The 24,181-nt window shown below is 59.4% G+C and carries 19 protein-coding genes and 8 pseudogenes; 20 read left to right on the forward strand and 7 right to left on the reverse strand.

The features are described from left to right. Positions 1 to 5: 5 nt before the first annotated feature. From X756_RS150940 to X756_RS150925, 4 genes are all read left to right on the forward strand, one after another. Complete coding sequence (locus X756_RS150940) at positions 6 to 1,115, forward strand: mandelate racemase/muconate lactonizing enzyme family protein (protein WP_023730011.1); 1,110 nt, start codon at positions 6 to 8, stop codon at positions 1,113 to 1,115. A 35-nt stretch (positions 1,116 to 1,150) separates the two neighbouring features. Next, positions 1,151 to 2,170 carry a GlxA family transcriptional regulator gene (locus X756_RS150935; protein ID WP_156941375.1) on the forward strand — a complete coding sequence of 340 codons (1,020 nt, stop codon included), beginning with the start codon at positions 1,151 to 1,153 and terminating at the stop codon, positions 2,168 to 2,170. Between the two features lie 49 nt (positions 2,171 to 2,219). Then, positions 2,220 to 2,498, forward strand: a complete 279-nt coding sequence (locus X756_RS150930) for a hypothetical protein (protein WP_023730013.1) — start codon at positions 2,220 to 2,222, stop codon at positions 2,496 to 2,498. Between the two features lie 192 nt (positions 2,499 to 2,690). Then, positions 2,691 to 3,431, forward strand: a complete 741-nt coding sequence (locus X756_RS150925) for an autoinducer binding domain-containing protein (RefSeq protein WP_032999436.1) — start codon at positions 2,691 to 2,693, stop codon at positions 3,429 to 3,431. 1,174 nt (positions 3,432 to 4,605) lie between these two features. On the opposite strand, the gene X756_RS150920 is transcribed toward X756_RS150925, so the two are convergent. Continuing rightward, positions 4,606 to 4,872, reverse strand: coding sequence for a DUF2285 domain-containing protein (locus X756_RS150920; protein WP_023730015.1), 267 nt, complete (start codon positions 4,870 to 4,872; stop codon positions 4,606 to 4,608). Positions 4,873 to 4,994: 122 nt separating this feature from the next. On the opposite strand from X756_RS150920, the gene X756_RS150915 reads away from it, so the two are divergent. Then, complete coding sequence (locus X756_RS150915) at positions 4,995 to 5,213, forward strand: helix-turn-helix transcriptional regulator (RefSeq protein WP_023730016.1); 219 nt, start codon at positions 4,995 to 4,997, stop codon at positions 5,211 to 5,213. Positions 5,214 to 5,630: 417 nt separating this feature from the next. Here X756_RS150915 and X756_RS150910 read toward each other — a convergent pair whose 3' ends face one another. Together X756_RS150910 and X756_RS01000000165515 are read right to left on the reverse strand one after the other, a co-directional pair. Beyond that, the gene (locus X756_RS150910; RefSeq protein ID WP_023730017.1) at positions 5,631 to 6,326 is read right to left on the reverse strand and encodes an OmpW family protein; all 696 of its coding nucleotides are present in this window, start codon (positions 6,324 to 6,326) and stop codon (positions 5,631 to 5,633) included. Between the two features lie 170 nt (positions 6,327 to 6,496). After that, a pseudogene (locus X756_RS01000000165515) lies at positions 6,497 to 8,556 on the reverse strand (prolyl oligopeptidase family serine peptidase). Between the two features lie 545 nt (positions 8,557 to 9,101). On the opposite strand from X756_RS01000000165515, the gene X756_RS1000000168790 reads away from it, so the two are divergent. From X756_RS1000000168790 to X756_RS150885, 11 genes and pseudogenes are all read left to right on the forward strand, one after another. Next, positions 9,102 to 9,317 carry a hypothetical protein gene (locus tag X756_RS1000000168790; RefSeq protein ID WP_050589262.1) on the forward strand — a complete coding sequence of 72 codons (216 nt, stop codon included), beginning with the start codon at positions 9,102 to 9,104 and terminating at the stop codon, positions 9,315 to 9,317. A 335-nt stretch (positions 9,318 to 9,652) separates the two neighbouring features. After that, positions 9,653 to 9,763 (forward strand): annotated as a pseudogene (locus tag X756_RS1000000169855) (transposase); the annotation flags it as partial. 55 nt (positions 9,764 to 9,818) lie between these two features. Beyond that, a pseudogene (locus tag X756_RS01000000165525) lies at positions 9,819 to 11,011 on the forward strand (IS256 family transposase). Between the two features lie 62 nt (positions 11,012 to 11,073). Then, positions 11,074 to 11,175 (forward strand): annotated as a pseudogene (locus X756_RS1000000169860) (transposase); the annotation flags it as partial. Positions 11,176 to 11,219: 44 nt separating this feature from the next. Further along, positions 11,220 to 11,408, forward strand: a complete 189-nt coding sequence (locus X756_RS1000000169865; protein WP_023730020.1) for a hypothetical protein — start codon at positions 11,220 to 11,222, stop codon at positions 11,406 to 11,408. 509 nt (positions 11,409 to 11,917) lie between these two features. Further along, positions 11,918 to 12,274: a hypothetical protein gene (locus tag X756_RS150895; protein ID WP_023730021.1), complete on the forward strand. Its 357-nt coding sequence runs from the start codon at positions 11,918 to 11,920 to the stop codon at positions 12,272 to 12,274. A 643-nt stretch (positions 12,275 to 12,917) separates the two neighbouring features. Next, positions 12,918 to 13,046, forward strand: a pseudogene (locus tag X756_RS01000000165530) (iron-sulfur cluster assembly accessory protein); the annotation flags it as partial. Between the two features lie 267 nt (positions 13,047 to 13,313). Then, positions 13,314 to 14,618 carry a lysine N(6)-hydroxylase/L-ornithine N(5)-oxygenase family protein gene (locus X756_RS150890; RefSeq protein WP_023730023.1) on the forward strand — a complete coding sequence of 435 codons (1,305 nt, stop codon included), beginning with the start codon at positions 13,314 to 13,316 and terminating at the stop codon, positions 14,616 to 14,618. 5 nt (positions 14,619 to 14,623) lie between these two features. After that, entirely contained in the window at positions 14,624 to 15,031 is a 408-nt protein-coding gene (locus X756_RS14745) for a hypothetical protein (protein ID WP_023730024.1), read from the forward strand. 89 nt (positions 15,032 to 15,120) lie between these two features. Further along, positions 15,121 to 15,898, forward strand: a pseudogene (locus X756_RS01000000165535) (phytanoyl-CoA dioxygenase family protein). A gap of 331 nt (positions 15,899 to 16,229) precedes the next feature. Then, the gene (locus tag X756_RS150885; protein WP_023730025.1) at positions 16,230 to 18,233 is read left to right on the forward strand and encodes a class I tRNA ligase family protein; all 2,004 of its coding nucleotides are present in this window, start codon (positions 16,230 to 16,232) and stop codon (positions 18,231 to 18,233) included. Between the two features lie 83 nt (positions 18,234 to 18,316). Here the strand turns inward: X756_RS150885 and X756_RS1000000167470 are convergent. Both X756_RS1000000167470 and X756_RS150880 read right to left on the reverse strand, forming a co-directional pair. Continuing rightward, positions 18,317 to 18,961 (reverse strand): annotated as a pseudogene (locus X756_RS1000000167470) (insulinase family protein); the annotation flags it as partial. A gap of 1,002 nt (positions 18,962 to 19,963) precedes the next feature. Beyond that, positions 19,964 to 20,191, reverse strand: coding sequence for a hypothetical protein (locus X756_RS150880; RefSeq protein WP_245260682.1), 228 nt, complete (start codon positions 20,189 to 20,191; stop codon positions 19,964 to 19,966). A gap of 372 nt (positions 20,192 to 20,563) precedes the next feature. Here X756_RS150880 and X756_RS150875 point away from each other — a divergent pair, with 372 nt between their 5' ends. After that, entirely contained in the window at positions 20,564 to 20,776 is a 213-nt protein-coding gene (locus tag X756_RS150875; protein WP_023730028.1) for a cold-shock protein, read from the forward strand. A gap of 217 nt (positions 20,777 to 20,993) precedes the next feature. On the opposite strand, the gene X756_RS150870 is transcribed toward X756_RS150875, so the two are convergent. After that, positions 20,994 to 21,464 carry a MucR family transcriptional regulator gene (locus X756_RS150870; protein WP_023685635.1) on the reverse strand — a complete coding sequence of 157 codons (471 nt, stop codon included), beginning with the start codon at positions 21,462 to 21,464 and terminating at the stop codon, positions 20,994 to 20,996. A 758-nt stretch (positions 21,465 to 22,222) separates the two neighbouring features. On the opposite strand from X756_RS150870, the gene X756_RS1000000168800 reads away from it, so the two are divergent. The 3 genes and pseudogenes from X756_RS1000000168800 (at position 22,223) to X756_RS1000000167475 (ending at position 23,622) form a co-directional block, all read left to right on the forward strand. Then, positions 22,223 to 22,429, forward strand: coding sequence for a hypothetical protein (locus tag X756_RS1000000168800; RefSeq protein WP_023730029.1), 207 nt, complete (start codon positions 22,223 to 22,225; stop codon positions 22,427 to 22,429). Further along, positions 22,363 to 22,637, forward strand: a pseudogene (locus X756_RS1000000169870) (hypothetical protein); the annotation flags it as partial. The gene X756_RS1000000168800 and the pseudogene X756_RS1000000169870, both read left to right, overlap by 67 nt. Further along, positions 22,618 to 23,622 carry a glycosyltransferase family 10 gene (locus X756_RS1000000167475; protein ID WP_198020027.1) on the forward strand — a complete coding sequence of 335 codons (1,005 nt, stop codon included), beginning with the start codon at positions 22,618 to 22,620 and terminating at the stop codon, positions 23,620 to 23,622. The pseudogene X756_RS1000000169870 and the gene X756_RS1000000167475, both read left to right, overlap by 20 nt. 137 nt (positions 23,623 to 23,759) lie before the next feature. On the opposite strand, the gene X756_RS150865 is transcribed toward X756_RS1000000167475, so the two are convergent. Beyond that, a complete protein-coding gene (locus X756_RS150865; RefSeq protein ID WP_023730031.1) occupies positions 23,760 to 24,113 on the reverse strand; it encodes a hypothetical protein in 354 nt (117 codons plus the stop codon). Between the last annotated feature and the right edge of the window lie 68 nt (positions 24,114 to 24,181).

Consider the following 24,181-nt stretch of genomic DNA (forward strand, 5'->3'; position numbering starts at 1 on the left):
TCCTCATGCGCATCGACCAGATCAATGTCTATAAGGTCCAGCTGCCTGTTAAAGGTGGCACCTATCGAATGGCCAGCGACGACGTAGACGCGCTTGACAGTACCATTGTCGAGATTGTGACCGATGACGGACTGACTGGCTGGGGCGAAACCTGCCCGGTCGGGCCGGTTTATCAGCCGCATCATGCACTCGGCGCACGCGCGGCGATTGCCGAAATCGCCCCAGGTCTTATGGGCGCCGAGATTGCCTCGATCAGGCTTCTCGTCAAACGCATGGACGAGCGCTTGAACGGGCATGGCTATGCCAAGGCAGCGTTCGACATAGCCTTCCTTGACCTTCTCGGCCAACGGCTTGGAGTGCCGGTCTCAACACTGCTGGGAGGTGCGCTGGTTGACCGTGTTCCGACCTACTATTCGCTGATTGTTCGCCCGCCTGACGAAACGGCCAGGATAGCCGCCGACAAGGTGAAGTCAGGTTATCCACGCCTGCAAGTCAAAATCTCGGGGCGAAATCTCGAAGAGGATGTGGCCATCGTTCACAAGGTTTGGGAGGCGGTCGGCTACAAAGCGCGTCTCGCAGTGGATGGCAACAGGGGCCTCACTGTCGCTGCCGCCATTCATCTTGACCGGCTTTGCCACGCGATCCCCTTCGTTTTCGAGCAACCCTGCAACACTATGGATGAGGTGGCCACTCTGAAGGGCAGGGTGACGCATCCGGTATATTTGGACGAAAACACTGAAGATCAGAACGCAGTGCTCCGGGCGATCTCTCTCGGCATCGCGGATGGCTTCGGCTTCAAGGTCACCCGTCTTGGCGGCCTCACCAAAATGGCGACAATGCGCGACCTTTGCGCCATCCGCTCGTTACCGCACAGCTGTGATGACGCATGGGGTGGCGATATAATAGCGGCGGCTTGCGTGCACTTAGCTTCCACTGTGGAGCCGCGCCGTTTTGAGGGCGCCTGGATCGCGCAGGAATATATCGAAGGACATTTCGACGCGAAGAATCCGATTGTCATCGAAAATGGTCACATCGCCGTACCGCAACTGCCTGGCCTCGGCATCAAACCGGAACCCGGCATGTTCGGTCAGCCAGTAGCCACGTACGCATCCTAGTGAACGCACCCGCCAACATTAGCGCAATTACGTCGTTGGCCACGCCGAAGACTTCGGCGGCGGCCGATCGACCGTTTGACCTGTTGGTTCTGGTCTTACCCGGGTTCTCGCACCTGGCGCTTCACGCCTATATCGAACCCTTTCGCATCGCCAACACGGTATCGAGCCTGCCGCTGTTCCGGTGGCGAATCGCGGGACTTGACGCTCGGCCAATCGAGGGCGCCAATGGCCTTTCGGTTGCTGTTGATGTCGCCATAGACGACCTGGTTTTCGGCTCGGATGACCGAAGACCGAACCAGCTCGCTATCTTGACAGGCGAGCCGGTAGAACAGCAACTGACGCCTGAGCTCAACGGATTTCTGCGAACGATGGCGCGTCGCGCGGTGCCGATATCTGCGGTTGGGACAGCGACATGGCTGCTCGCTCGGACGGGCCTTCTGGCAGGTACACGCTGCACGATACACTGGTCGCGGCTCGCTGCTTTTGCCGAAGTGTTCAACCAACCCCGCATAAGCGATTCTTTGTTTGTCAAGGACGGCCAGTATTCAACCTGCGCCGGAGAACTGGCAGCCTTCGACCTGGCGGTGGATCTGATCGGCAGCCATGCCGGCGGGTATATTGCACAGGAGGTCTGCCGCCACGCGACTGTCCAAGGTCAGCGCTCAGGATCAAACCGCCAGACTGGGCCGTCAGGTCTGGCCTTTGCCGGTGTGAGCGATAAGCTCTTGATGGCAATGCGGATCATGGAAGAAAATGTGGAGTTCCCGCTGACAATGGAAGAGGTTGCGCAACGGGCCGGAGTATCGCGGCGCCAGCTGGAACGCTTGTTCGCTTCCCATGTCCGACTTCCGCCGGTGCGCCACTATCTCCGGATCCGCACAGACCATGCGAAGCGCCTGATCGAAGGCACGCGGATGCCCATCATCGACATTGCCATGGCCTGCGGGTTTACGTCTGCTTCGCATTTCGCGAAGTGCTTCAGAGCCTTCAATGGAATGTCGCCGCAGCAGTGTCGAGCGATAGTGCCGGCCTGGGTTGGGTCCGGCTTAAGATGATAGCTTCTATTGAGTTTAGCGGAGAATAGCGGCGCCCCTATCCGTGCCAATGTTTGGAGTCGATCTGCCCACCAACGATCGGAAAAGCGGCGCAACGATACGTCCGGATCATAGCGCTCAAAGCGGCGAGATGGGCTTATCCGTTGTTCTCTTCCGTGTCGACAGCGCCAACCATTGGATTGATGACGGCTTTGATGCCGCCCCGACCGTGGTGGCGCAGGATGACTTCTCACGACTGCATGATGCGGGGGCGGCGATGATTTCATTTCACAAGAAGATCTCTCCGATTGCGTTATTGCGTTGGGAAGATGCTCTAACTTCTCCGTGATGGCCGTTCGAACAGTCCAGCGCAGCTGCGGTTTGGTGACGACTATGCGAAGATCACGCAGCGCCTTGTGGCATTCTAAAGCGGTCAGCTCTGCTTGCTAAGACCGGCCGCAGTTATGCGGCCCCGGCTTATGGCGGAGTCTCCAGGTCAGAACGGCGCGCAGCAGACGGACAAAGCGATTGAGCTACCACAATGACGAAGAACATGCCGCCTCTCTTCGAGACATTTCTGGAAAAGTTGTCGGAGAGTGTCGATGAAACAGATTTCCGGGATGCCATGGCTGGGGCGGCCGCAGCACTTGATCTACTCACCTTTGCCTATCTGTCTTTGCCATTGCAGTCTTGTGGCGAGCCCAAGCTGATCTCAAATTATCCACCTCCCTGGACCGCGCACTATCTGCAAAACCAGTATCAGAAAGTCGATCCCGTCATTATGCGTGCGCGGTGTGGCGGCTCCCCGTTTCAATGGCCGGGGCCGGATTTGCGTTGCGTTGAGATGTCGCCGGCTCAAAAGAAGCTATTCGATGAGGCGGCCCTGTTCAGCATCCGGTGCGGTTTGACGATCCCGATTATCGATCGCAGAGGCTGTGTTGCAGCTATGACCTTTGCCGCTGATAAGCCCAATTCCGCCTCCCTGCGCGTTGCTAGGCGATACGAACAGGCGCTCCAACTCATGGCGACATGTTTTCACATTTATGCTCGTCGAAAGCTGTCCGGCAATCGAACAGTGGACGGCGTTTCGTTGACACCTCGTGAATATGAATGCCTTCAATGGGCCGCGCGCGGCAAGTCCTCTTGGGCTGTCGGCTGCATCTTGGGCATCAAGCCGCGTACCGTCGATTTCCACCTCGACAATGCGAAGAAGAAGCTCGGCGTGCACACCAAGGATCAGGCCGTAGCCCTGCTGGCCTCCTCCCGATCTTCAATTCTCTGAGAAGCTGAATTCGTCTTTGGTTCTGTTGAGCATGAGCACAGGCTGTTTTCGGCCGGCCATTCGCCTCCAAGGCAAGGTCATTCCTTCCTCTAGACGCATCATGATGCAATTTATTACGGCTCGTTGGTACGGTGACTTGGCAACGAATTACATGCACCCTCTACGATACCGCGTTTCAAAGGGGAGGCCCTACGGATGTGCGGACGAATGTCAGGCGGGCCGACCATGTTTCGCGATACTGTTGGTGCTGTTGGACGGAAAGACGGCGCCCAAGGAACCGAGCGTCTGGGAAAGCACCGCCGTGCGCTCGATGTTACGTCATCCACCCCCGAGGCGGGCGGGTGGCGTTCTGTTGGTGTTACGAGCTCTTCACGGCTATGATCGAGTTCGGCCCGTCGCGCTGTGCCGGCCGAATTGTCACCGACACCCATCTGTGCATGGAGCGCATGCTTCGCCGCGCCGGCCGCGCCGATCGGAGAACCCATACAAAAACCCGCGGCGTGGCCGCATATCAACGGCTCCAAGGAGACGGTGGATGCCGTTCGGCTAAATGGCGGGGTTCATGAGCCGGCGCTGTGATGACGGGCCGTCGTGATCCTAGCGTGCCTGGGCCATGAACTGGGCAGAAGGCAGCGCCGCCGGCCGGCCGGACCGGTGGAAGAGTATCACACCATCGTCGCGTCGCGCGTCGACCTGGCGCGTTGAGGCGATTCTGTCTCGCGGACTCTCTCAGGCGTGATGGGGCCGTATTCTGGTGTCCACGCCCTGACCGACATCTCCAATCCCCGGGTTCGAGGAGTGGTGCTCAATCCGTACGTCGCCATATGGACACTATCGATCTGCCCGCCTGGCAGTTGAGACACCGGCTGTGGGCCTTTAAGTGTATATCATCTGTTTAGCTACGCCCGGATGACTGTCAGATCCTTGTGTCCACCGCAAGCGCGTGGCCGTCGCCTCTGCCTCGTCCTCCAGGCGCTCGGCGGTTCGCCTACCGGGGGTGGAACGGGAAATGCCGAAACCCTGATCGGCGAGCCACGGGTTCAGGCCGGCCGGTGTGAATCCTGCCGATCATCTGCGTGGAGGCGTTCGCCGCGCCATCCGGACAACACGCGCTCATAGAGACGAGTACAGGGATTTCTTTGCTGAGGCGAAATCGAGCGCACGGTGTAATTGTTCAGCCGGCGAACAATTTCTTGTAGCCAGTAGTGACCATCCAGTTCGCACGGTCGAGATGACTACGAAGAGCCTTCCTGGCGCGCTCCGGTTCGCGTGCTGGATCGATGCCGAGGATGACGTGGGCCATCTCTTCTTCGCTCGCATCATCGGCGGAGGCGTCTAGGAGCCGCATATAAGTCGTGAAATGCGCTGTATCGTAGGCCGTGAGGCTGTCCGACCAGTGCACTTCGTCAGCAATTGGCGTGTTCGACTTAGGCTGTAACATCGCTGGTTATACCTCCGGAAAACGGCCTCCGCGAAGCCCTCCGCCAGCGGATTTAGAAGCTCGATGTGGATTACATATTATAGTTGGTAAACTCAAGCTGCGTAATCCGCTGGCTGTCGTGCATGGATATGCGCAGGTTGGTCGGACGTAATGTGCAGAGGATCAGGCTAAGGAAGCGTCTGACGCAGGAGCAGCTTGCCGAGATTTCCGGGTTCAGCCAGCAGTACATCAGCGGCTTGGAGAAAGGCCGAAGAAATCCGACGATCATAACGATCTATGAACTGGCATTGGCCCTCGGCGTCAGCCACACGGACCTGGTTAGGCCCGACAAACAGGCCTGACGCACCCGACTTCCAAGTAATTGCTAAGTCCCCGCGCGCCTGACGGCGCGCGGGGATGTTCGTCAACCGCGCCCCGCCTTCTTCGAGAGGCTTAAGTGATCTCACCCCGTTCGGCATCGCGCCCCTGGCGCGGGGCAGTCTGTCGGCTGCTACTGGCAAGTACCTGTCGGGTGCAGCCGGAACGCCCACTCAACAACGGCTTCTTCAAGTAACCCGACAATCGGCTGCTATGCGTTGGATGGCCATTGCATAAAGTTTTCATCAGAACGTTCCTCCGATTCGGACACGTCCCCCAAGTTACAAGGCCACCACCTAATGATCCGGTCGACTGGCCCGTGCAGCGCCGGCGTGGAAAAGGGCGCCCGAGGCGCCCTTCATTTGAGATAGGCTGTCAGCAGCCCGCCTTCGCGTTGCGGATCAGAAGCGGTAGGTGACACCTGCGCCTATCAACCAGGGATCGAGCTCCGCCTTTCCAGTCAGCTTCGCGCCGTCGACCGTTACGTCGAAGTCTGGCTTGAGGAACAGCTTCTTCACGTCGAAGTTAACACCCCAGTGCTGATCCACCATGTAGTCGAATCCGACCTGCAGCGCCGTGCCGAACGTATTCTTAACCTTGAGAGCATCGGCGCTGCCGGCACCCTGGTTATAGAAGATCGTGTAGTTCACGCCGGCGGCTACATAGGGCTTGAACGCGCCGAAATCGGTAAAGTGATACTGCAATGTGAGCGTGGGCGGCAGCAGCCAAACCTTGCCAATATTGCCCAGCGCGCCGATCCCTCCTTGGCCCTCGATGTTGGCGTAGGTGGTTCCGAGGATAAGCTCGGCGGCGATGTTGCCCGTGAAGAAATAGGAAATATCGAGTTCCGGAACCACAGTGTCCGAATAGGAGAGACCGGAGCCGGGCACTGCATTGACGTAGCCCGAATCCTCAGTGACGACCCCCAACGCACGCAGGCGGATCTGCCAAGGGCTTGGCCGTTCCGGGACCGAGGCTCCTGCCTGCGGGACGCTCGGGGCTTGCACAAGGTCGGCCGCAACGGCTTGCTGTCCCACCACCATGAGGACGACGGCCGCTGTTGCTCCCCGCGCCACGCCCGTTTGCTTTCTCGCCATGATATCTCTCCTTGCTCTTCAGAAATGATCGATTGCACTATGAAAAACCCTGCTGGAATTGCTTGAGATTAACGGAGCAACTGCGTGACTGTGCACACATATTTGCACCGTGCTCGTGATCAGCAATCTGTACTCACTATTGAAATGTTGCTCGTGTTGGTACCGGTCACCTATCGACCGATATCGGTTTGCCAGCCGATCGAACTGCGAAGGAAATTGTACCAGGGCAATGAACGCGGTACGCTCCCGGTTGTCCTTGCCGTAGCCATGCCCGCCCGCGCGGCCGGATAGCCGAGAGCTTCGCGGCCATCTTACGCGCGTGGCCCGGATGGACGCGGTCGTCCCGCTTCGTGGTGGCGAGCAGGATAGGCGGATAGGGCTGTCCCGGCGCCGCGGCGTGATAGGCGGAGATTTCTTTCAGGAAAGTCCAATCGTCCGGCTTGTCAGGATCGCCATATTTCCAGCTCGCACCCGCCAAAAGCTTGGTGTAGCGATGCATGTCGGTAAGTGGGATTGTGCCAAACAGTGCGCCGAAACGATCAGGATAGCGTGTCAGCATATTGGCGATTAGGAGGCCGCCATTTGAGGCGCCCTCGGCGGCAATCCGCCTCGGCCGCGTAAAGACCCTTCGCACCAGGTCGGTGGCAACAGCGGCGAAATCGTCATGGGCGAGCCGTTTGCCCTGTCTGCCCCCGGCGTCGTGCCAACGGCTGCCGAACTCGCCGCCGCCCCGGATGTTGGCGACCACGCACGTGCCGCCGCGTTCTAACCACAGCTTGCCGATGGAGGAGTTGTAGTAGGGCAGGACCGATACGCCGAACCCACCGTAGGCGGTGAGATAAACCGGGGCATCTCCGTTCCCGCTCGCCGGGCCGACCTGCGTATAGGGGATCATCTCCCCATCGGTCGAGACTGCCTCGGGGCGTGTGACCACCAGTCCGGATGCGTCGAAATTCTCCGGGTTGCGCTTAAGGATTACTGGAGCGCCGAGAGGCGGCGCGGCATTGAGGTCTAATAGGAGAAGCTTCCGCGGCGTGATCGGGTCCTGAGCCGAAATGAGGACCTCTCCATTGGTCTCGTGAAGTTCCGCATCGAGCGACCGAAGGTGAACAGTCCCTTCGCCGGGCAGGGTGTCCAGCGCTCGGCGCGTCCATTCCTGGCGGTCGGGAGTGAACATCTCCAAACGCGGATCGAGGTTGACGAGGTAGGAGATAATGAGCTTCCCGTTATTCCAGAAGAATGACTGCAGGGAGCGCCTGTCGCCTGTTTCAAAGAGGATGGCAAAACTGCGCTCGCCGGCGATGAAGGAGGAAAGCGAGATGCCGATCAGCGCGTCCCCGGCATGGGTCATCCCTCCCACTGTCCATGGCTTGCGCGGCTTTACCGCCAGCCAGTCGCCGAAGCCGCTCCACGAGGCGTCTCGAGGAAGGTCGATCCGCGTCTTCGGCCCGCTCCTGCAACCGATTCGGCCCATGTTCTCAAAGAAGGTCGACTGCTCGATGAACCAGACGCGCTCGCGCTCGGCGGTGCGGTCCAGATGGCCGGACACGCCGAGGGATTCGGAACCGGTCTCGAAGATTACCGCTGAGGTGAGCGGATCCGCGCCACGCTTCCACAGCCGCACGGTGCGCGCGTAGCCGCAGCGGGTGGCCATGCCATCACCAAACGCACTAGAAAGCAGAAGCGTGTCAGGGTCGAGCCAATGAACCCCGCCCTTGGCATCCGCGAGGTTGAAACCGTCGGCGACGAAGGTAAGAGACTTCAGATCGAATTCGCGATGCACAACCGCATCGCTTCCTCCGCGCGACAGGCGCAGAACGGCTCTTTCCCGTCTCTCCGGCTCGATCGACGCGCCGCCCCACATCCAGTCCTCTCCGTCGGCAACGGCGACGGCGTCCAGATCGAGCAGTGTCTCCCATTGGGGATCCGCCTTCATGTAGGCGGCAAGGGTGCTCCGGCGCCACAGTCCGCGCCGGTCGCGGGCATCTTGCCAGAAATCGTAGAGGTAATGACCGTGGCGCTTGATCTGGGGAGTTTTGTCCGGACGGTCGAAAATCGCTGTGAGGGCCGCGCGGTCGCGCTCGAATTGCGTTCCACCGAAGTGCCCCAGTGTCCTGGCTGACTGGCTGGCGGTCCAGTCAAGTACCCGTTCGCCTTCTATATCTTCAAGCCAAAGATAGGCATCATCGTCGGGAGCATTCAGAGTTGGACGGAAATCGAACGCGGTCATGTCCGTACAACCTGAAGAATGACAGCGCAAAGGCTTCCTTCCGCTCGGGAAAGCTCAGTGTTTGCGGCGGCGACGGCATGCTCGGCGAGCGTGATCATGGGATGGTCTTCTCAGTTGGTGCGGCGCGGCAGTGCGTTTGCGCATAGGACTTGCATGTGTCGTGCCAACCAGGAAAATCTTTTCAGAACAATACGATCACTTTGATAGCGCTGTGTCTTATGTCCGACATCGTCGTAGTTCCGACAATGACTGCGACGGTAGGCGCCTGATCGATCTAGTGTAAGCGCGGAGCCAATCCCATCTGGCGCGGCATCAGATGATGGGTGAGAGATGATGACACTGAAGGAGCGAGGAGCTTGCGGTGTCAATTTCTATGTCTGCGCCTATGTCTGATGATAGAAGTTTTAATGTTCTTGAGGCGGTTCCGAACCGGAGGCAAGCCCGCAGCGTCTGCGGCGCTGGTCGGCGCAAGCGAAGGCACGGCTCTGATCGAGGCGACGCTGAAGCCGGGCGCGAATGTGTCGGCGATCGCGCGATAGGCTGGAGTGGCGACCTCGCAGATGTTCGGCTGGCGGCGCAAGGCGATCAAGAGCGGTGCGGTGACGCCGCAGCGGGATGCGGATTCAATTGGCTTTGTCGAGGTCACCCAAGCGGCGTCTTCAACGGTGGAGATCTGTTTGGGCGATGTGGTCATTCGGGCTGGCGCCGATGTCGGCCAGGATCATTTGGCCAGGATTATTCGCGCGGTCCGCCAGGCATGATCCCGGCGGCGTGAAGGTGTTGGTCGCCAGCCATCCGGTCCATTTTAGAAAAGGTCCCGACGGCCTTCTGGCACTGGTGCGCGATGCCAGCTCGGACCCGTTCTACGGCGCGCCTTACGTCTACCGCGCCAAAAGAGCTGACAGGGTAAAGATCGTTTGGTGGGGCGGGTCTGGGGTTTGCCTTTACCCTCGTCATTGGGGGCAACGACATGATCCCGGCGACCGTGCGTTCGGCACTGTTGCCGTTGGTGCGCCAACTGAGCGGACTTGATGCCGAGATCAGGCAGAGCGATCAGCCTATTCTGGCCCTCGCCAAGACTGATGAAATGGCACGCCGTCTGATGACCGCTCCCGGCATTGGCCCCATTACTGCTTCCGCGCTTGCGGCGAGCATCCAGGATATCTCCACCTTCTCAGGTTCGCGCGAATTCGCCGCCTTCTTAGGGGACTGTCAGGATTTCCGTGTGCGGGCGGGCATAATGGGTAAGAATGAGTCCCACTATGTCGCGACGCAAAGAACCTGCGATACCGAATGAGCTTCTCGACCAGTTGCTGGCGGGCGGTGCCGCCAGCGCTGCCTTTGAACAAGGTGGCCCGCTGGATTCGCTGAAGAAGGCGCTGACCGAGCGCGCCTTGAACGCGGAGATGGATCATCACCTTGCTGGCGACGAGAGCGTCGGCAACACGCGCAACGGCTATGGTCGGAAGACCGTAACCACCGAGACCGGCAAGCTGGAGATCGACGTCCCGCGACCGCCAGTCGAGCTTCGACCCGCAACTGATTGCCAAGTATCAGCGCCGCTTCCCTGGATTCGATGACAAGAGTGTGTCGATGTACGCGCGAGGGATNACGATCTGTATGGCATCGACGTGTCGCCAGACCTGATCTCAACGGTGACGGACGCCGTGCTCGAAGAGGTCGCCACCTGGCAGCAGCGGCCGCTCGATCCGGTATACCCGCTCATTTTCTTCGATGCGATCCGGGTCAAGATCCGCGACGAGGGGATGGTCCGCAACAAGGCGATACACATCGCGCTGGGCGTGCGCGCCGATGGCGCCAAGGAGGTTCTGGGCCTGTGGCTCGAGCAGAATGAAGGCGCCAAGTTCTGGCTGCGGGTTATGAACGAACTCCGCAACCGCGGCACGGAAGATATCCTGCTTGCCATCGTCGATGGCCGCAAGGGCTTCCCCGAAGCGATCACCGCCGTGTTCCCCGAGGCGATCGTGCAGACCTGCATCGTCCATCTGCTGCGCAACTCCATGGACTTCGTGTCCTGGAAGGACCGCAAGGGCTTGGCAACGGCGCTCAAGGAGATCTACCGCGCGCCAAGCGCCGACGCCGCCGAACAGGCGCTGACCGCGTTCGAAGCCGGCTCCTGGGGCCAGCGTTACCCCGCTATCGGGCAGAGCTTCGGCGCGCATGGAGCGAGGTGATCCCGTTCTTCGCCTTCCCCGAGGCGGTGCGCAGGATCGTCTACACGACGAATGCTATCGAGGCGCTAAACTCGAAGCTCAGGCGGGCAATCAGGGCCAGGGGCCACTTTCCGAGCGACGATGCCGCCACAAAACTGCTCTATCTGATCTTGAACCGATCCGAGAAAGAGTGGAAAATGCCGCAACGCGAATGGTCCATGGCAAAGGCTCAGTTCGCCGTAATCTTCGGTGAGCGCTTCATCAGGGCCATGGCGGCATAATGTTCAACCGCCCGCCCGCACACGGAAATCCTGACAGTCCCCCTTCTTAGGGCTCACGCCACGGCAAAAACTCCTCCGGCGGAAAGGAACGGCTGGGACGCGTCTCCAAGATGGGTAACCGATATTTGCGCAAGCTGCTCGTAGTCGGCGCTCATGCCGTTCTGTTCCATCGCAAGCGTTCCGGCGATGTGTTGAGAAACTGGGCCTGATGGAGACCAAGCCCTTCAAGCTTGTCGCCGTGGCGACCGCCAACAAGCTCGCCCGTATCGTCTTCGCACTTATGCGCGACGCAACACACTATGCCGGCACACCGGCGTACCAACAGCATCGGCAAAGGCCGCGAACCGGAATCGAGGGTGACAATGACGTGATGGGAACAGACGAGGACAGATCCTGAAAGCCTGCAGCATAGTCGGAGCTTCGGGCTCGCTCTCTTGATCAGGCCAAAGGATCAGCGGATACCATTAGGGCCAGCAGTCACAAGACCGCAGCAACAGGCCGGAGAACATGACCGCACCCGCGACCATCCCATCGCTGAAAACAAACCCTTGATCAGCGGGCGCCGCCCAGACATGACTAGTTTGTATTGCTCGACGGACTGCCTCTGTCGTCGTGGCGCTGCCGTGTAGAACCTGGCCCATAGTGCCTCCTTCCATTCGGAAGAAAATAATGCCCTTGACCCTGCCGCCCTGAGCGCAGCACCCGTGGCAGGCGGCGCTTCCATCGTTCACTTCGCGGCAAAGGCCGATGGCGCCCCAGGAAGTGATGAGGGCAGCGCAACCAAAAACGTTTGCCTCGCGGCTTCGGTCCTCGGCCCTTGACTAATGGCGGCGATGTACAGGGATTTCCCGAGAGCCTACGTTGACCGTGCAAAGGCCTGCAACTGCTGAGGGAGAGGAGGGACGCTTGGACGAACACGATCCCAAGGAAGAGCTGATCGAGACGATTTTTCGCAACGCTACAATCACCGTCGTCGGCATTCTGCTCGCCTTTTCGCTCGGCTTCGTCACGCATTGGGCGGCGAACCCCGTGCCATGGCGGCTCTACGACCTGTTCGCCGTTGTGCCGATCCTGGTCGGCATCACGTTGCAGTTGCGGGCGCTGTCCCTGCTACTCGACATGAGTTCGTTGCGCCGACCCATCTACGAACGCGCCAACCGCATCTTCATGGCCGGCCTTATCCTGACCGCGTGCGGCGTCGGGCTGGCCATCCTGCTCGATGTCTTCGCAATGTGGATGAAGGGCACGCTGCCCGGCGCTTGACGGCCTGTCCCTGCGCTTTGGAGCTGCCGCAATCGGCCGACGCGACGCGTCAGATCAGAGGGTTCCTAGTGCTTTCCCCCAATCAGCGTCAGCCTTCTTCCCGAAGAACGCTTTCTCTAGATTGCATTAGCGGATGTTAGAGCGTGTCGGCTTGCCGGAAATTACGTCTCGGTGGCATAACCCGCATAGCTTGCGCCACGGCGTTTCGAAGCCGGACATGAACTTCGCAATGCGAAGTGCCGCCTGAAGCGTCTCGAGGAATGCATCGCTGAAATACCGGAGTGTGGCCGTTAGCGCAAGCTTCGCCGCTCTCAATCTTTGCCACGCGGTCGGCTGGTCGGCGGGGAACAGATGCCGATCGTGCCGGTACTCTGTCCGGCAAAGACGCAAGGTTCTGCACTGTCCGTTCATGAAGACTTCGTGCTGGTCTCCACAAGAGAAGTATTCTGGTGCAGAAGGTGCCCGATTAGCTATCGGAACAAGGCGACATCGACGTGCAAATCGGGCGCCGCAGTGAGACGTCCCCCCCAATGTCGGACTTCCGACAGGATCGAAAATCCGCCAACCCATTGTTTAATAAAATTTCCTTCTCTGGCACGGCCCATGCATGGGACTCTGCGAACGCATCAGCGAGACGTCGTCCATGATCATGCGCACCGAAAATGCCGTCGCCGCAGTGAAAACCGCGCTCTCGCCTGCCATCAAGCCGCCGAAAGGCCGGCGCGTCATGGTCGAGACAGGCGATTGCGCCGGCTTCAAACACCTTAGTGGGCCTGGAAAGCTCCTCGCGTGACGGCGAGGGCGGCATCCAGACGGGCGGAAAGGACAAACGTCGTTGCCCCACGTCGCCGGCATGACCCGTCGATTGTCACCGCGCTGGAATGCTCGGGTCTACATGCGAAGACCCGAGCGCGCAGGACAAATTCTCGCAAGCCCGGGCGGGACTGGGGCTCGAAGTCCGTGAGCGGAGGCTAATGGCGATGGCCGATATTCGCCGCGAACAAGCCGCCTAGTGGGAAGACGCTATAGGAGGAAGCAGGTGGAGTCATCTTGCGTTGGGATCGGTGCTGGCCCGTCCAATTTGAGCCTTGCGTGTCAGATACACGAGCAAGTTGGGAAAGGGGCAGTGTTCCTGGATCGGCAGGTCGACTTCCGCTGGCATCCAGGCATCGCATTCGATTCCTCGGAGCTCCAGGTCAGCCACTTCAAGGACCTGGTCACTCTAGTGAATCCGCGATCAGCCTACACTTTCGTAAACTTCCTGCACGAGAACGGGCGTCTGTATCACTTCCTGAACGCACAGTTCGAAGCCGTGCTCAGAGTGGAGTTCGAACAATACCTGAACTGGGTCTTCCACAGGAACCCACTTGTGCGTGGCGGCGAGACAGTGCGCGAAATCCGCTTTGACGGAGAGTTTCAGGTGCGGACGGATAAGGCGGTTCTCGGCGCCAGAAACGTTGTGGTCGGCATTGGCAAGCAGGCGCAAATTCCGCCTCAATTTCAGGGCTGGATTGGACGCAACCTGTTCCACTCATCGGTTTTACTGCACATCCACCCTGAGGTGCGGAGAAAGCATGTCTGCGTTGTCGGCGGAGGCCAGTCGGGAGCCGAGGTGATGTTGCACCTTGTCGGCCTGCCGAACGAACGGCGGCCTGCCTCGATCACGTGGGTCTCGCAGCGCGAAAACTATCTGCCTCTGGACAACAGCCCGTTCACAAACGAGTTGTTCATGCCCTGCTTTTCGGATCGCTTCGCGGCGTTGAGCGAGTCGCAGCGTAAGCTGCTCCTGCGGCGTTTCGTGCTTGCTTCGGACGGCATTTCGGAAAGCACGTTGCGCGCGATCTATCAGGCGCTGTACCGCCATGCATTTTTCGAGCCAAACCGATGCGACATCACACTGCGGCCGGGCTGCACCGTCTCGCACTGCATCAACGCCGGACCGGGTCACAGGCTGACCCTGCAGCATGGCATGGACGAGGTCGAAGAAGTCACGGCTGACATCGTCATCCTGGCCACCGGTTACGAGAACGCGGTCCCAAGCTTGTTGGAACCGATCATGGGCCGCTTGGAGCAGATCGACAATGAATTAGCTATTCGCGAGGATTTTTCGGTGAGCTGGGACGGACCGTGTGACAGACGCATCTTCGTACAAAATGCGAGCCTCGGGCAGCGCGGCCTGGCCGATCCGAACCTAAGCTTGCTGGCCTGGCGCGCGCGTCGCATCCTTGATAGCCTACTTGGGCGCGCGCCATGCGCGAACCCCGAGCATTCTGGCTTCATCACCCATACCTCGATCGAGAGCTGGCCCGACCACGCAGCCGAAGAAACGGGCAGTGGAATATGACTCGTATGCTTTTGATCATCGGCGGTGGCATCCTAGGAATGATGCCCGCCTGCGCTGCGGCGAACCCCGGAGGCTTCTCCGATATCATCGTGACCGACCAAGCCCTTCGACCAAGCGGCGCATCGCATCACTCTGGGGGCGTGCATTTCCCCTACGGTTGCCAAGGCCGTACCAAGTCGCTCACTCGAAAGACCGCCGTGGTCTTGGCGGCCATGGCTGGGTCGGCAGGTAGCGGATGGTGCCGGCCTTTGGCGATGCGTGTCGTGGTTGAACCGGGTGAAGTGATTGATCCGGCCCAGTTTACGGAATCCCTAGATCCGGCTGAGCCTGACATAGGCGGTCTCGCGCCGAGCTTCTGCGGACAATATCCGCCGGAGCGGAACGCACTTAGCATCGCCTCCCTCATCACGTGAGTCCGTCTCCGTGGACCCGCAACTTGATCAGCGCCCGACCGCCCTAATTGGCATGTCCAACCAAACCTTTCCAACAGGAGGCTTTTCGCATGTTGACTGATGCACAAAGAGAAAAGTGGCAGAAGGACGGATACGTCAGGCTCGAAAGGTTCTTCGATCCAGCGGTTCAGGAAGATATCTCTACCTTTGTCGAAGATATGTCACGCTGGGCCGTCAGCGATGATAAATGGCTCATGTGGTTCGAGAAGACGACGGACAATCGAAAGATCACCTCCAAGATGGAGAATTTTCTCGACTTCCATGATCCATTGCGTCGTTTGCTCTTAGAAGATCAGCGCATAAAGTCAGCGGTCGAGGAGTTGCTTGGCGAAGCTTCGCGCAGGCTCAAGGAGCTGCTGATTTTCCACTACCCCGACAGCGGCGGCTATCTCCCGCATCAGGACATTTATCACATTCCACACAAACTCCCGGATCGGATGGTCCATGCGGTGGTTGCCATAGGCATCGACGACTCCGACGAGGAAAACGGCGGGCTTTTTTTCAGCCCCGGCAACCACGAAAAGGGGGTGTTTCCTATGGATGCCGGTGGGGTGATCTATCCTCAAGTTGCCGAAAAGTTCTCCTGGGAACCCATAGTATGGAAGGCCGGCGACATCTTCATCTTCGACGATTACGCACCGCACTACTCACGACCGAACAAAAGCAATCGTTCTCGGCGGACGCTCTACTTGGTGTTCCAGCGTGCTTCAACCGGCGGGCCGACCCGCGCTGAATATAACGTGCTTAAGCGCGCCCTTAACCCGCCCGAGGGCAAAGTGGCCGATCGACAATCTCAAGCCCCCAAATGGCATCTTCTATCGCGATTGAGCTCACGCAGGCCAGGCGGAGGCATGCACACGACTGATCGACCGCTCAAAAATGCGCGGACGGTATGGCCGTCTGATTTGCGGGCTCGCGGAGCATCGACCGCAGCCCGTTAAGACGCTTGGGCACGTGTATTAGAGGTGCCGCAGGGCGATCCTCTGTGGCGCTGCAACCCGACTGGTGCCCACCTGGTCGCCTCGCCTGGCGGCCCAGAGCTGCACTATCCCGGCCGGGGCTGCCAACGGGCCGGGCTACCATTTCTGTCCACGAAATGCACGGGCGGCTGTTGCATTGGCAGCCGAAGGTGCCACTGTTACAGCTAGGGTTCCTTATCATGCGCAAATACAAGTTTTCTCGAACGGAGCTGTCGCGGGCGTTCGGTATCGACATGGCCGCGCTTGGAACGGGAAGCGCTCGCACGGGGTTTTCATTCGGAAAGGTTGGACCCGGCGTCACATCCGAGCCCCATCGGCACGACGAAATCGAGGCGTTCGTGTTCCTGTCAGGATCGGGCAATGTCAGGACCGACCGGGGGGAAATCTCGGTCGAGGCCGGCGATGTCGTTCTGTTTCACCCTTTTGAAGCGCATGTGCTGCGCAATGACGGAAACAAAGACCTAGATTTCGTCGCTGTCTACTGGCGAGACGGCGAGGCCGCCCTTGATGCCGCTGCAAAGACCACGGCTCCACGCGGCCCAATCTTCGTCTTCTCCACGCCGCCAACGCCAAATGGCGATCTGCATCTGGGGCATCTTTCTGGCCCCTATTTCGGCGCTGATGTCTATACTCGTTTCCTGCGCATGAAAGGAGTCGAGGCCTATCACCTGACCGGAAGCGACGATTACCAGAGCTACGTCGCGACACGCGCCGATGCCGATCAATCGACGCCTGCAAACGTGGCGCGCTACTACGCCGACGAGATTCGCGCCACGCTTGCACTTCTCGATTGTGAGGTCCACAGCTTCCAAGCCACAATGGGCGATGACGGTTACGGCGAGTTCCAAACCGCGTGTTTCCGGAGTCTTCTGAGCAGCGCGGCGGTAGATTTGCGCCAGAGCCCTGCGCTTTTTGATGCTGTGACAGGCCATTATCTTTACGAGCCGGATGTTGGCGGCCTCTGCCCCGATTGCGGCGGCTCCGCCGCTGGCAACATCTGCGAGGAATGCGGTGCCCCAAACCTTTGCCACGACTTAGGTGCAGCGCGGTCACGGCAGTCTGCCGGGGCGCCGGTGGTCGGCTCCCTCCGCCGTCCGGAACTTGCCATGGACCAATGCTACGACAATATCGACCGGCATCTAAGGGCGTCGGGCGTCCCGCTACGGATCTTGGATCTCTTCGCGCGCCTACGCCAACGCGGCGACTTTTCAGTGCCCGTTACCCACCCCTCGGACTGGGGCCTGCCGGCCGAGGGGTTCCCGGGGCAAGTGATCTGGGTGTGGCCGGAGATGGCATTCGGTTTTCTGTACAACATCCAGGCGCTCGGCCGCTCGATGGGTCGCGACTGGAAGGCGGAGATGCCCGGCAACGACTGGCAGATTGTCCATTTTTTCGGCTTCGACAATTCGTTCTACCACGCGCTACTCTACCCCGCTCTTTACGCCGAGGTCTTCTCCCACTGGACGCCACGCATTCGCTATCACGTCAACGAGTTCTACCTGCTCAACGGCAAGAAGTTCTCAACCAGCTGCCGCCATGCGGTCTGGGGCAAGGAGGTTCTGAGCCCAAAGACAGTCGACGTCGTGCGCCTTCATTTGGGCCTGACACGCCCGGAAGGTGAGCGGACGGATTTCACGCTGGACGCGCTGCGCCGCACCGAGAAAGAGGTGTTCCAAAGCATCTGGCTGAACTGGCTTGAGGCGTTGAACCAGGAAATCAAGCAGGATTTTGCCTGCCGTGTACCCGATGCAGGCGACTGGAGCCCGGTCGACCGCGCCTTCTTTGCTCGCATAGAGATCCATCGCGCTGCGATGGAGCGCGCCTATTCGGACGAAGGCTTCTCGGTTCGGCGCGCGGCCACTCAGGTCTGCGAATTCGTGCGCGATTGCGTTATCTACCGCGGGGCGCGAGACTTTGCGGCGGCGCGACGTTTCTATCCTGCCCGCAATCGGACTTCGTTAGCCCTTCAGACGACGGCCGCTGCGATCCTGGCACCGACACTCGCTCCGCTGATGCCCCGCTTCGCCAAAACGCTGGCGCGAGGCATCGATGGCGCCTCAACCGAAACATGGCCCCGGTCCGTCCAGCGCCTTGCGCCCGGGACGCGCTTTGATCTCGGACCCGTGTTGGTGTTCTACGCCAAATCCGGCAATCCTCATCTCGACCACGAGGAAACACTATGAGCCCAAAGGTGCACCAGTGACAAAGGGAGAATACCTGAATTCGCTAGAAGATGAGTCGCGGTTCTACTAGCCGGGCTCGACCGGCGGTTGCGCGCGGGCAGGTCCGGCCCGCGCACAACCCTGCCAAAGGTCTTCGCGGCCAGCGCCTGGTTCTACGTGCCGGCCACCGCGTCGTTCGGTCGGCAATATTTGTTGTAGATCGTGAATGCGTCGGTGCCGTTCAGCTTCTCCATCTCCTGCATCCAGCCGGTGACCGGAATGTGGTAGGGCTGGTTCGGCCGCAATGTCGCGTTGACCTCCTCGTCCAGCAGACCTGCGGGTTCGTCTCTCTGCGCCAACGGCGCTCCTCATCACGTTTCGCTCGGTCTTGATCATTCTCGTTGAGGATGAGGTTGAACATGCGATCGGCCTCGAAGCCCATCATCTCGCCCAAAACGAGCCATAGACGGTGAGGGCGTTATTGTAGCCGCCGCTGACTGAGACCGCTCGGTCGAACTCGCTGTCGGCGCGGTTGGTGGCCTTGAAGATCAGACGCTCGAGGAAATGGGCAAGTCCGGTTTTGCCGGGTGGCTCGTCGGCGCTGCCGACCTTGTACCAGACCATATGAGTGATGATTGGCGCGCGGTGATCGGGGATGTCGACCCTTCCATGCCATTGCCGAGCAGGAAATCCGCGATCTTGCCGCCGTCGGTGGCGGCCAGAGCCGGAGCGGTCGTCACCAGGGCCAGGGCGGTGGCAGTGAACGGCTTGCGCAGCTAGGGGGGCGATCGATAGCTCCGTTTCGCAAGGCAAAGGGTTCGAGGCAAAAGTGATTTGTTCCTCATTTTGGTGAACGCGCTGCGTCTTCGCCTGCCCGTGGGAGGATCGGCGGGCAGCGCCGAGCCAGATGAATCATGGGCCCAGGGCTCACTCGAGCCTCACCTTCGGATGGACCCAGGAGACCTGCGGCGGTGTTCTTGGGGAGGTGGCCATTGGAGGGATTTTCCTGCGTCCGCGACGTCTTGCGGTCGACCAGGCATGCACCGTGCCAGATCAGAAAACCATTGGAGGCTGTTGACAAATCGGGCTCTGCCATGTTGCGCATCCGACATTGTTGGCGATCGAACAGGGCTGAAGGCGACGCGAGCACGGCTGAGAATATCTTCTTCCTTCGGAAGACGGTCAGGCCGCTGCCGGGGAGGGGTACAGGATGCGCTTCGAAGGCGGCTGCACCGACGGTTAGAATTGAAATGTTGTCGCTCCAGCGGACCGATGTCCTCGACAGTCAGACCGGGCGGTGCTGAAGGGTAGAGGCGTGAGCAGCGTAGCTAGTCTAAGTGGGCGCGGACCCAGCGCGCGCGCGAAGACGGACCTGAAAAAAACGGCGGGTGGCGACATTCGCGAGGCGCTGGAAAACGAGGTCGTAGGACTGGGCGGGAAAAACGATGCCGTTGCTCTCTTCTGGCGTGATGGCCTGCCGCGAGGCCGTTGAACGTGATGAGTTGCTGCGGAAAGGGGGGTGTTTTCGCGGGACCTTGGTCAACGTAAGAAACAAACGTCGAGCTCGCCTTTGGATGGGGGCATGCAGCACATTTGCCGCTGCAGGACAGCAGCACGGAAGCTGTCCGCGCTTGCCGTCGTCCATGGGCACCAAACAGCCGAATTTAGCGGTCGCGATTGATTTCATGTGCGTAAAATACCGCCTGGTGCGCTCGGCTGCAAATGCATGCCTGGCGGAGTGGTCGCTTAGGTCAAGAGCATCGCGTGAGTAACAGCCTGACCTTGCTCAATCTGATGCGCGCTAACCGCCTCGCCGGATTGTGGAACTGCTCGCGGGTAGCTTCTACCACAAACAGCAAGGTCATGAAATCAAGCAGGAAGTCGTCAATCGCTTGGGCGATTGTTTCTGACTTGCCCTTGAACTGGTCCAGCAAAACGCGCGCGCTATCGATCGCTTCCACGCTGGTCGCATCGATCAACCCCTCGACCCTCTTGAAACAATCCAACTCGAAACTCCTTAAGGCGCTCCCAAGGGTGTTATGCACGAAGGCAGCTCCGTGAACTACCCGGCCTTTGACCTGGCGGCACGAGCAGCGGTCGGCCTTATGTCCCACGCCTCCAAACACGAGCCATCGAAGTGGCGCTGAGGAGCGTTGGAAGAAATCGGGCGCATCCGGCCATGCTCGAGCGGTAGTGTAGGACAGTGCTTGCTGGCGGCTACGCCACAATGGAGTGCGCCAGCTGATCGGGGCTTAACAATTTTTCGCTTTTTGCTGCGCCCAACTCTCGGCTATGACTCGGACAGGCCTAATGGCCTGCCCCCGTTGCATTGTAAAAGAAGGAACAAGTATATGCCGACTGGAACGGTAAAGTGGTTCAACAGCACCAAAGGGTTTGGATTTATCCAGCCCGACAATGGCGGTCCGGATGTTTTCGTCCACATTTCCGCTGTGGAACGCGCGGGCCTCTCGACCCTCGCTGACGGCCAGAAGATCAACTATGAGATCGAGCAGGATCGCCGCAGTGGCAAGTCCTCCGCTGGCAGCCTGAGCAAAGCTGGTTGAAATTTTCTCCTGCCCGGCAAGAGTAGGCACGTAGGTCCGGAGGTCCTCACGACCGCTCGATGGGAGCGAGCAAAAACTGAGGGCAGCAGATTGCTGCAGGCGTCGCGAATTCCTCATGAACAAGTTGTTTGAAGGCGGGGTTGGGCCCGCCTTCTTATATGACGCGCAGATTAAGCCGATGGCTGCAACGCTCCAGAACGAATCTCGATTGCCGAAATCAAGCCGCGACCTTCTTGCGGGTTCGCTTCGTCGGCGCAGGCTCCGGCGCTTCCGGCGCCTTCGGTTTGCGGCCGAGCCCCATCGTCTTGGCCAATGACGAGCGCGCCGCGGCGTAGTTCGGCGCGACCATGGGATAATCCGCGGGCAGGCCCCATTTGGCCCGATATCCATCCGGCGTCAGCCCATAGTGGGTCGACAGATGGCGCTTTAGCGATTTGAATTTCTTCCCGTCCTCAAGGGAGATGATGTAGTCCGGTGTCACCGATTTCCTGATCGGGACTGCAGGCGTAAGGGCAACCGGCTCTTGCGCAGAGACACCTCCGGCCGTCGCTCTCAGAGCCGCATGCACTTGGCCGATGAGGGCAGGGAGATCCCCCACCGGGATCGGATTGTTGGAGACATAGGCCGACACGACATCGGCGGCAAGCTCAATGAGGGTGTCGACGTTTTTTCCGGCTTCTTCTGTCATGAAACTCTCCAGGCGGTGAAACATAGTCAGCGAAGCGTCGCTTCATAGGGCCGGTTGCCGCTGAAAGCAACAATGTCTCGACAGCGTTATTGCCAATGCTCGTCCAGAAGCGACATCGATGCGCCATATTTCCCGTCGTGACCGCTGAGCCACTCGTTGTTGGCGACCCTGCCGAGGTGCGTGGCGCGTCCCGGCTGTAACTTTGCGCCGAAGTTGCTAGTAGTCGAGGCTAAGCGCGCTATTTTTGTATTGCTTTACTTGTTTGGACTGTGAAATCGAGGGATCGTGATCGCTTGCTGGTGGGCGTCAGGACGATGGACGTTCATTGGCAATGGCCAAATGTAAGTTCATCGCCCGGTGAGCCGCTCTTCCAAGGGGCTGGGAACCGCCGCTGGTAACCAAGGACATCTATGTATTTCGAGGCGTTTCTTTGCCGGTCCTCGAGAGACGGCAATTGCTGCGGACGACACCTGTTCCACGATATCGAACAGCGCGGCGACACGGGCAGCTTCTCGAATCTGGAGCGGCTTCTCGCAAGCTGGCGCCGCGCCGAGAGGCCGGGCAAGGACAGTGCGTCGCCTGCTTCAATCATACGCGTCAACCAGCCAGCGACGCTGTCCCATACGGAATCCCGCGACCGGCCGTGTGATCTCGCCGGTAGTCGCCCCGGCCCTCTGCAGGAAGCCTCGGGATGTGCTGACGATCAACCAGGCCACAAAGGTCGATGTCCTGAAGCAGGGATCACATGAGTTGCCACTATGCGCAGGCTTGCCATGCGCTTCCGCGGCATTTTGCGGGCCTGTGAAGTGGGCAAGCTCGACACTTCGATCGACGTGGCGTCAACTCCGGGTTCGTCGCCATCACGCGTTCCGGTCGGGTCCTACGCCGTGACGCTGACGCCGTTCGCGATGCCATTGAACTACCGTGGAGCAACGGCCAGGCGGAAGGGCTGGTCAACCGCCTGAAGACGATCAAACGTACCATGTAGGCAGAGCGGGCTGCGAACTCCTTAGGGCACGCATGCTGCCACTCAGCCGGCCTGATAACCGCACAAAGCGAGGAAGAACCTGGTCAAGTGCAAAGCGACAATTGCCTCGACAGCGGGTCCCGGAAGGTTTATGCTGCCCAATCTTACCGCAATCCGGAATGGCGATTGAGTACCTTCACGAGTGAAGGGAGTGAAACTTCTTTGTCGGCCAAATTGTTGACGGAACGCCCGGCGCCCATTGTTGCTACATGTCTAGATTCTTGGGGCGTTTTGGATGATGCAATCCACCATCTCACTCCAAAGGGCAGTGGAATCTGGAACAATGTCGCTTTTGTTCGCACGACATCCTTCGCGCCCGATTGGCATATCGTCTTTAACTCTGCTTCTCTTTTTGGACTCCCTGTTGATATCGAGGCGAGCCCAAACAGGACAATTTTTGCAATCGGCGAACCGCCGACGAAAGCTCATCGCGCGTTTCATGAAGGGCAGGGGAAAAATACTATCGTCCTGACGTGTGACGCAGAGCTGGCTGCTCGGCAGAATGCAGCGCGCCGATTCGTTTTGTCTCCACCTATCACTCGGTCTTGGTCTGTAAACAAGACATATGACCAACTTCTGGTCAGCGAAGTCGTGGATAAGCCGCTTCGGCTCTCATGGATTACCAGTGACATCGCCCTGCTTAAAGGACATCGATATCGGCTGGCGTTTCTGGAACGGCTGAGAAAGGAGCTCGATTTTGACCTTTTCGGCCGAGGTTTTCGGCTGATTGGAGATAAATGGAACGCACTGGCACCTTACCGTTACAGTATAGCGTTCGAGAATACTCGTGCTGATTACTATTTTACAGAGAAGCTTATGGACTGCTTCGTTGCTGAAACAATGCCGATCTATTACGGCAGCCCGGCAATCACGAGGTTCTTCCCTTCGGACTCTATGGTTCTGATTGACCCAGAGGACAAGAACGTAATCCCAAAAATTCAAGAAATCATCGACTCGGACCTGTGGAAGGAACGTCGCGGCGCAATAAGAGAGGCGAAGCGGTTGGTCCTCGAGAAATACAATACGTTTGCTTATCTCGCGGGCTTCATCGAAAGCGTTCAGGATAAACCCTTACCGCCAGAAATTATACACATCGAATCGCCTGAGGTTGATTTTTCGATAGACGAATGAAGTACTCCAACGCTCGCTTCGCGTGCCCGGCGGTTGGTGGTCTGGCGAGATCGGTGCGGAACGCTTGGCGGAGAATGCCTGCTGCGCAGACGGGCCGGCACGGGCGCACAAGGTGATGCGCCCCCCGCTGCCGCTGATCAGACGAACTGGGGAAGGCCAGGGACGGAATTGAGGACCTCGTCCACGAGTTCGTCGCCGGCATGTTCCTTGGCGCAGGCGATCGTCTCGTTGGCGAGGGCGGCGATCTTTGCCATGCTGAGACCCTCACTCATCAATTGCTGCCCGAGCCCCATAAGGCCGCCACCCTCTGGGTCGTCGCCATGATACTTCGCTACTAATTCCGAAGCTCCCGGAATGGCCTCGATCATGCGCGCGCCGGGGCCGTCGGCCGCGTGGCTCCGCAGGAACCCCAGCATCAACCCAACGGCCTTCTCTGCGAGAGCCGGGCCGATGCCGGCACCAGTGGCGATGCGCGGTAAGATTTCTTCCATGCAGGGTCTCTCTCTCTCTCTTTAATTAGGTTTACAAGGGGCCGGTCCGGCGCCCCGCGCCCTTGGCC

This window comes from Mesorhizobium sp. LNJC405B00 (assembly GCF_000502615.1).
GTDB lineage: Bacteria > Pseudomonadota > Alphaproteobacteria > Rhizobiales > Rhizobiaceae > Mesorhizobium.